The 5,851-nt window shown below is 72.1% G+C and carries 5 protein-coding genes; 1 reads left to right on the top strand and 4 read right to left on the bottom strand.

Annotated features, from left to right (window positions below):
* Positions 1-376: 376 nt before the first annotated feature.
* Positions 377-1,120 carry an SDR family oxidoreductase gene (locus AB0946_RS41735; protein ID WP_366765981.1) on the bottom strand — a complete coding sequence of 248 codons (744 nt, stop codon included), beginning with the start codon at positions 1,118-1,120 and terminating at the stop codon, positions 377-379.
* Between the two features lie 712 nt (positions 1,121-1,832).
* On the opposite strand from AB0946_RS41735, the gene AB0946_RS41730 reads away from it, so the two are divergent.
* Positions 1,833-2,933, top strand: coding sequence for an FAD-dependent oxidoreductase (locus AB0946_RS41730; RefSeq protein WP_366765980.1), 1,101 nt, complete (start codon positions 1,833-1,835; stop codon positions 2,931-2,933).
* Between the two features lie 257 nt (positions 2,934-3,190).
* Here the strand turns inward: AB0946_RS41730 and AB0946_RS41725 are convergent, their stop codons facing one another.
* From AB0946_RS41725 to AB0946_RS41715, 3 genes are all read right to left on the bottom strand, one after another.
* Positions 3,191-4,366 (bottom strand): zinc-dependent alcohol dehydrogenase, encoded by a 1,176-nt coding sequence (locus AB0946_RS41725; RefSeq protein WP_366765979.1) that lies wholly within the window; start codon positions 4,364-4,366, stop codon positions 3,191-3,193.
* Positions 4,363-4,869, bottom strand: a complete 507-nt coding sequence (locus AB0946_RS41720; protein WP_366765978.1) for a hypothetical protein — start codon at positions 4,867-4,869, stop codon at positions 4,363-4,365. Before AB0946_RS41720 ends, AB0946_RS41725 begins: the two co-directional genes overlap by 4 nt.
* Before the next feature lie 100 nt (positions 4,870-4,969).
* Positions 4,970-5,536: a type 1 glutamine amidotransferase domain-containing protein gene (locus AB0946_RS41715; RefSeq protein WP_366765977.1), complete on the bottom strand. Its 567-nt coding sequence runs from the start codon at positions 5,534-5,536 to the stop codon at positions 4,970-4,972.
* Between the last annotated feature and the right edge of the window lie 315 nt (positions 5,537-5,851).

Genomic DNA, 5,851 nt, shown 5'->3' with positions numbered 1-5,851 from the left:
CGGGGGGGGGGGGGGCGGGGCCGCCCCCCGGCGCGGCGGCCGCCCGGGCGGAGCCGCCGCCGGGCGGGGGGGGGGGGGGGGGGGGCCCCCCCGCCCCCCCCCCCCCCCCCCACGGCGGTGCCGCCAGGACGCCGCGCAGCTCGGCGCAAGCGTGCGGACGGCCGGGCGTTGACGGCGAGGGGCGCTCAGGATCGCGCTCTGGCTGGAGATCGACCCCGCGCGCCTGGCCGAGGCAGGCGAGGCCCTGGCGTCACCCGCTCACGACCGGGCCGGTTCCCGGGCCGCCCTCACACTGCCGCCGCGGCCCTCGCACCGCCGCGTACGTCCGCTTCCCGGCCGCAGCGCGACAGAGCGCGACGCGACACGCTCACGCGCCTCACTGTCGGCCCTCCCAGTCCCGCAGCCATTGTCCGAACTCGGCGGCGACGATGCGCTCGTCGTGCACGCCGGCCGCGTCGTCGGAGGCCAGCCAGACGATGGGCGGGCCCATCACCGCGGGACTCAGGAACCCGTGGCCCTCGGAGGCGACGTCCGGGGGCAGCATCCCGGTGACCGTCGCGCCTCCGGGCAGCAGCAGGTTGACGGTGACGCCCGTGTCCCGCAGGTCTGCCGCCATGATGCGGGACAGCGCCTCGCTGCCGGCACGCGACGGCCCGTAGGGAACGAAGCCTGCGCGTTGCATGGTTGAGTGGTTGATCGAGATGTTGACGATGCGGCCACCGCCGGATGCCAGCATCCGCGGCGTGATCTCGCGGGCGACCAGGAAGTAGCCGGTCAGGTTGGTGTCGATCACCGCGCGGAACGCGTCGGACGGTACCTCCCAGAAGCCCTGCGGCTGTGTCATGAAGCGCGGGTTGACCGTGCGCATGCCGATGCCGGCGTTGTTGACCAGCATGTCGATGCCGCCGAGCCGCGACCACGCCTGGTCGACGGCTCTGGCCACCGACGACTCGTCGCGCACGTCCATTTCCACGCCGGTCGCCCCCGGCAGCCCCGCGGCGACGGACTCCGCACGCTCGCCGGACCGCCCGGTCAGCGCGACGGAGGCTCCCGTCGCGGCCAGGGCGGAGGCCATGGCGAGTCCGAGTCCGCTCGTCCCGCCGGTCACCAGCACCTTCATCGGATCACCTCTGTCCTGAGAACCGGCCTGGCCGGGTCAACGGTCGCGCTCCCCGCCGCGTACACGGTCGCCGTTCGCGACCGTGGTCCTCGGTGGCAGGGCGTACCCGTGGGCGGAAGCCCGTGACCGGAACTCTACGGATTGGAGCACGCTCGAAGTCCAGCCGCGGCGGCTGTCGTGGCCTGTCCAGGTGACGTGTCCGAGGTCGTACGGGTGTCGCCGCTCGGGTCCGCCCGGGTGACGTGGCCTGCGCGCGCCTCGGCACGCCCCGTCGTTCCGTACCCTCGGCACACGCCGGCTCACGCCCTCGCGGCTGCCTCCAGGGCATCCGTCACGCCGGTGCGCGGACGCTCGCGAGGCCGAGTCCGCACGGCTGCCGGGCCGCGTGCCTGGCCGGCCGAAGTCCCAGGCAGCCTCGGAATCGCCGGCCCGCCGATGCACTGCTCGGAAACCTCCTCCCATGCCTCGGCCGGACGTCCGGTCCCGCGGCTCTCCGCCGGTCGGTCACGGTCGTCGTCCCGAGGTGGCCGGTTGACATATTCCGGGCCGGTGTGAGGCTGAAGGAGACACGGTTCCGCCGTCGCGTCACGTAGAGCCCGACGATGCCGCCCACCGGGTCCAGTCACCCACCCACCAGTTCGCGACGGCGACGGATGAACTCGGTCCCCGCTCCGCGGGGGGACGGCTCCGGGACGCGAAGTGAGGCGATCGAATGGACCGGGTTCCCGAGGTGGCCGTGGTAGGAGCCGGCATCGTCGGCCTCTGCACCGCCTATGCACTGGCCGAACGCGGAACGACGGCGCGGGTCTACGAAAGCGGCCTTCCGGGCCACGGGCAGTCCGGTGGCCAGTCCCGCATCTTCCGCCACGCACACGACGACGCCCGCCTGGTCGAATTCACCCGGCAGGGCCGCGTCGTCTGGAACGAGTGGGCCGACCGGTTGGGCGCCGAAATGATCTCCCGTGACGGAGTGGTCGCCCTGGGCGGTCCCGTTCCCGGGAGACTGCGCATTCTGCAGGAGGCCGGAGGCATACCGGTCCGGACCGTGGACAGCGCCGAGCTTCACGCCCGCATGCCGCTGCTCGCCGACTACCGCGGGCCCGCGATGCTCGACGAGGACGGTGGCGCCATCCGCACCCGTGTCGCGGTCGAGAGCCTGGCCAACGCGCTGGGTGACTGCGTGGTCACCGACGAGGTCATCTCGCTGCATCCGACGGGCCGCGGCACGGTCGAGGTGCTCAGCTCCGTCGGCCGCGAGGAGTACGCGACGGCCGTGGTGTGCGCGGGTCTGGGCACGGCGCGGCTGGCGCGCACCGTGGGGCTTTCGCTGCCCATACGGCCGGCAGCCCACGTCCGCCTCACCTTCCAGGTCAGGGGAGCACCCCCGGAACGGGTCGCCTGCCTGCAGGACAGCAGCGGCGACTTCGGCGAGGTCGGCGTCTACGCGACCCCCTACCCCGGCAACAGCCGTTACGCGGTGGGCCTCAGCCAAACGGTCGAGGTACGGGAGGACAGCAGCTTCGCGGACCCCGGAGCACTGGTGGCGCTCAACGACCGCGCCCGCGCGTACGTCTCCCGCGCACTGCCCGGCCTCGATCCCGAACCTGTCGAGTACCTGCACTGCTGGGTGACAAGCCTGCCGTGGAGCGAGGACGGCATGGCGGTCTGGGAAGCCGACAGGATCTACTTCGCCGCCGGGCACAACCTGTTCAAACAGGCACCTCGGCTGGGACGGGCATTGGCCGGAGCGGCCATGACCGAAGAACTCGAGGAGGACCTGCGTCCAGCGGCAACACTCGGCCGGCCCCGTTGAACGCCCCGACAGCCGGTCGCTGCCGGTCGCCCGGCCCGGGTCGAGGGACGCGTCGGTGACCGCGGTGGCCACTCGGCCGTACGGCGCCGCGGGACATGGCAGCCGTCCACGGTGCGACGCCCGCACAGATCGCCCTGGCCTGGGACCTGCGGCACGGGGGACGTCATCGCGATCCCGAAGGCGTCACCGGTGTCGCGGGCCTGCTGCCCGCGACACCCTGGCGTTTCCGTGCGACGAGCCTGTGCCGGGATCCCGCGTCACCGGCCGGGCTGGAAGACGGCGCGTACGCATCCGTCGAGCTTCTCCTTGAAGAGGTGGTATCCCTTGGGCCCGTCGTCGAGGGACATGACGTGGGTGGCCAGGTGGGCTGTCTTCAGCTCGCCCCTTTCCATGCGCTCCAGGAGCATGGGGATGTAGCGGTGGCCGTGCTGCTGGGCGCTGCGCAGGGTCAGGCCCTTGTTCATCACCGCGCCCAGCGGGAACTTGTCGACGAAGCCCGCGAAGACGCCGAGGACGAACACGCTGCCGCCCTTGCGGCATGCCAGGATCGCCTGGCGTACGGCGGCGGACCGGTCGGTCTGCAGGCGCAGCTGCTGTTTGGTCTGGTCGTAGAGCTGCTGGGCTCCGGAGCTGTGGGCTTCCATGCCGACGGCCTCGATGCACACGTCCGGGCCGCGGCCGCCGCTCATCTCGCGCAGCTCGGCGTCGATGTCGGTCTGCTCGTAGTTCAGGGTCTCCGCACCGACGTGCCGGCGGGTCATGTCCAGACGGTACTCGAAGCGGTCGATGGCGATGACCCGGTCGGCGCCCAGCAGCAGCGCCGCCCGCGCGGCCATCTGGCCGACCGCTCCGCATCCCCACACGGCCACCACGTCGCCCGGCTTCACCCCGCCGAGGTCGGCACCCATCCACCCGGTGGGAGCCGAGTCGGATGCGAACAGCGCCGTGGTGTCGTCCAGGGCGTCCGGTACCGGGAAGGCCCCTTGGTCGGCGTACGGGACGCGAATGTACTCGGCATGGCTGCCGGCGAAGCCGCCCAGGGCATGGGAGTAGCCGTAGCAGCCGCCCGGGGCGGAACCCCAGAGGTGCTCGGTGATGCCGGGATTGGTGTTGCCGTTGTCGCAGAGGGAGAAGAGACCCTGCTTGCAGTACCAGCAGCGGCCGCAGGAGATGAAGGAGCAGACCACCACGCGATCGCCCGCCTTGTGCCGCTTCACCTGCGGTCCGGTCTCGACGACCTCGCCGATGAATTCGTGGCCGAGGACGTCGCCGGCCCGCATGAACGGGATGTACCCGCCCAGCAGGTGCAGGTCAGAGCCGCAGGTCACGGTCTGCGACACCTTGACGATCGCGTCCTGCTCGTTGCGGATCGCCGGGTCGGGTGTCTCCTCGACGGACAGGTCGTTGGTGCCCTGCCAGGTCAGTGCCTTCACAGCCGTCCCTCCCCCTGTGCCTTTTCGATCAACTTGTCCAGCGGGCGCCCGGTGACCGTGGGCCGGTTGGTCGACGGCCGGTCGGGGAGGAGGATCTCTCCCGTCTCGACCAGCGCCTTTGCCTGCCGCAGCGCGGTCCGCAGTTCCTGGACCGTGTCGTGTCCGGTCGCCGGCCCGGCGGTGCCGCCCGGCCCGGCATGCTCCTTGTCGTGCAGCCGGCAGGCCAGTTCCGTCCCGCGTTCCCCGGGGGCGGGGCGCAGTTGGGTGTCGATGGCGTCGCCGAGTCGGGCGAGCGGCTCCGGCAGCTTCCCGCCGGGCGCCACCTCCTCGGCGGACGCGCACACCGTCATCACGTGCCACCGCGGTTCGGTCTCCCCGCCGTGGGAGGCTCCCGATCGGATGGCTTCACCGGCGCGGCGGGCCACTGAGACCGCGGCGCCCAGGGCCTCGGATCCCATGCTGACCACGGTGGAGACCGCGCCGCCTGCTGTGGGCTTCTTCACGACTTCGTTCCTTTCTGAACGGCGATGTCCCAGGCCGCCCGCGGTCGCATGGGTCCTCGGAACGTCCTGCGGGCGCTTGGGCGCGGCTCCCGTTGCCCGGCTAGGCGCCGGAGACCGGGCGGCCCGCATGGGCGAACTGCTCGACGATGGCGGCGCAGAAGGCCGGCAGGTCCGCGGGCGACCGGCTCGAGGTGAACTGGCCGTCGATGACGACCTCCTCGTCGACGACCTCGGCTCCCGCGTTGCGCAGATCCGTGCGGATGCTCGGCCACGAGGTGAGGCGGCGTCCGCGTACGACATCGGCCTCCACCAGGGTCCACGGGCCGTGGCAGAGCGTGGCCACGGGCTTCCCCGAGTTCACGAAGGCCTTGACGAAGCCGACGGCGTCCTTGTTGACACGGAGCTGGTCGGGGTTCATGGTGCCGCCGGGCAGCAGCAGGGCGTCGTAGTCGTCGGCGGAGGCGTCCGAGACGAGCCGGTCGACGGGAAAGGTCCCCGCGGAGTTCAGGTCCCACTGGCGGGCCTGGATTTCGCCGGGATGGATGGAGAGGACCTCTGTCCTCGCCCCGGCGCCGTGCAGGGCGCCACGCGGCTGCTCTAGCTCGACGCGCTCGACGCCGTCGGCCGCCAGGATCGCGATCTTCCGACCGCGGAGTTCGTGTGCCATCGTACTCATTCCTTCAGTGAGGGGCTGGTGAGGGCTGCCGCCGGGTCGCGGCGTGGACGTGACGCGCACCATGGGCTTGAGGAGTGCCCTCACCAGCGGATCCGTGGCTTGACTTCAGCAGCGGGTGCGGATCCGGCCTGCCGGGTACGCGCGTGTCGAGCGGGTCCGCCGTCCGCCCCACCGGGTCGGATGCCGTTGGTCGGCCGGCCCGGTCTCAGGGGGGCAGGCGGGCGGCGGCCCTGTGCTCCCTACTTCTTGTGGCCGTTGCCGTGTCCGTCGGGGTGCAGGACGACCTTGGTCCAGCCCTCGTCACGG

The sequence above is a fragment of the Streptomyces sp. NPDC046870 genome, from assembly GCF_040704595.1.
GTDB classification, from domain to species: domain Bacteria; phylum Actinomycetota; class Actinomycetes; order Streptomycetales; family Streptomycetaceae; genus Streptomyces; species Streptomyces argyrophylli.
The sequence above is the reverse complement of the archived record's forward strand: the minus strand, read 5'-3'. Positions and strand labels throughout refer to the sequence as shown.

Coding starts and splice junctions, on each gene's coding strand:
- AB0946_RS41735 (WP_366765981.1), bottom strand. CDS start 1,120: ATGAAGGTGCTGGTGACCGGCGGGACGAGCGGACTCGGACTCGCCATG.
- AB0946_RS41730 (WP_366765980.1), top strand. CDS start 1,833: ATGGACCGGGTTCCCGAGGTGGCCGTGGTAGGAGCCGGCATCGTCGGC.
- AB0946_RS41715 (WP_366765977.1), bottom strand. CDS start 5,536: ATGGCACACGAACTCCGCGGTCGGAAGATCGCGATCCTGGCGGCCGAC.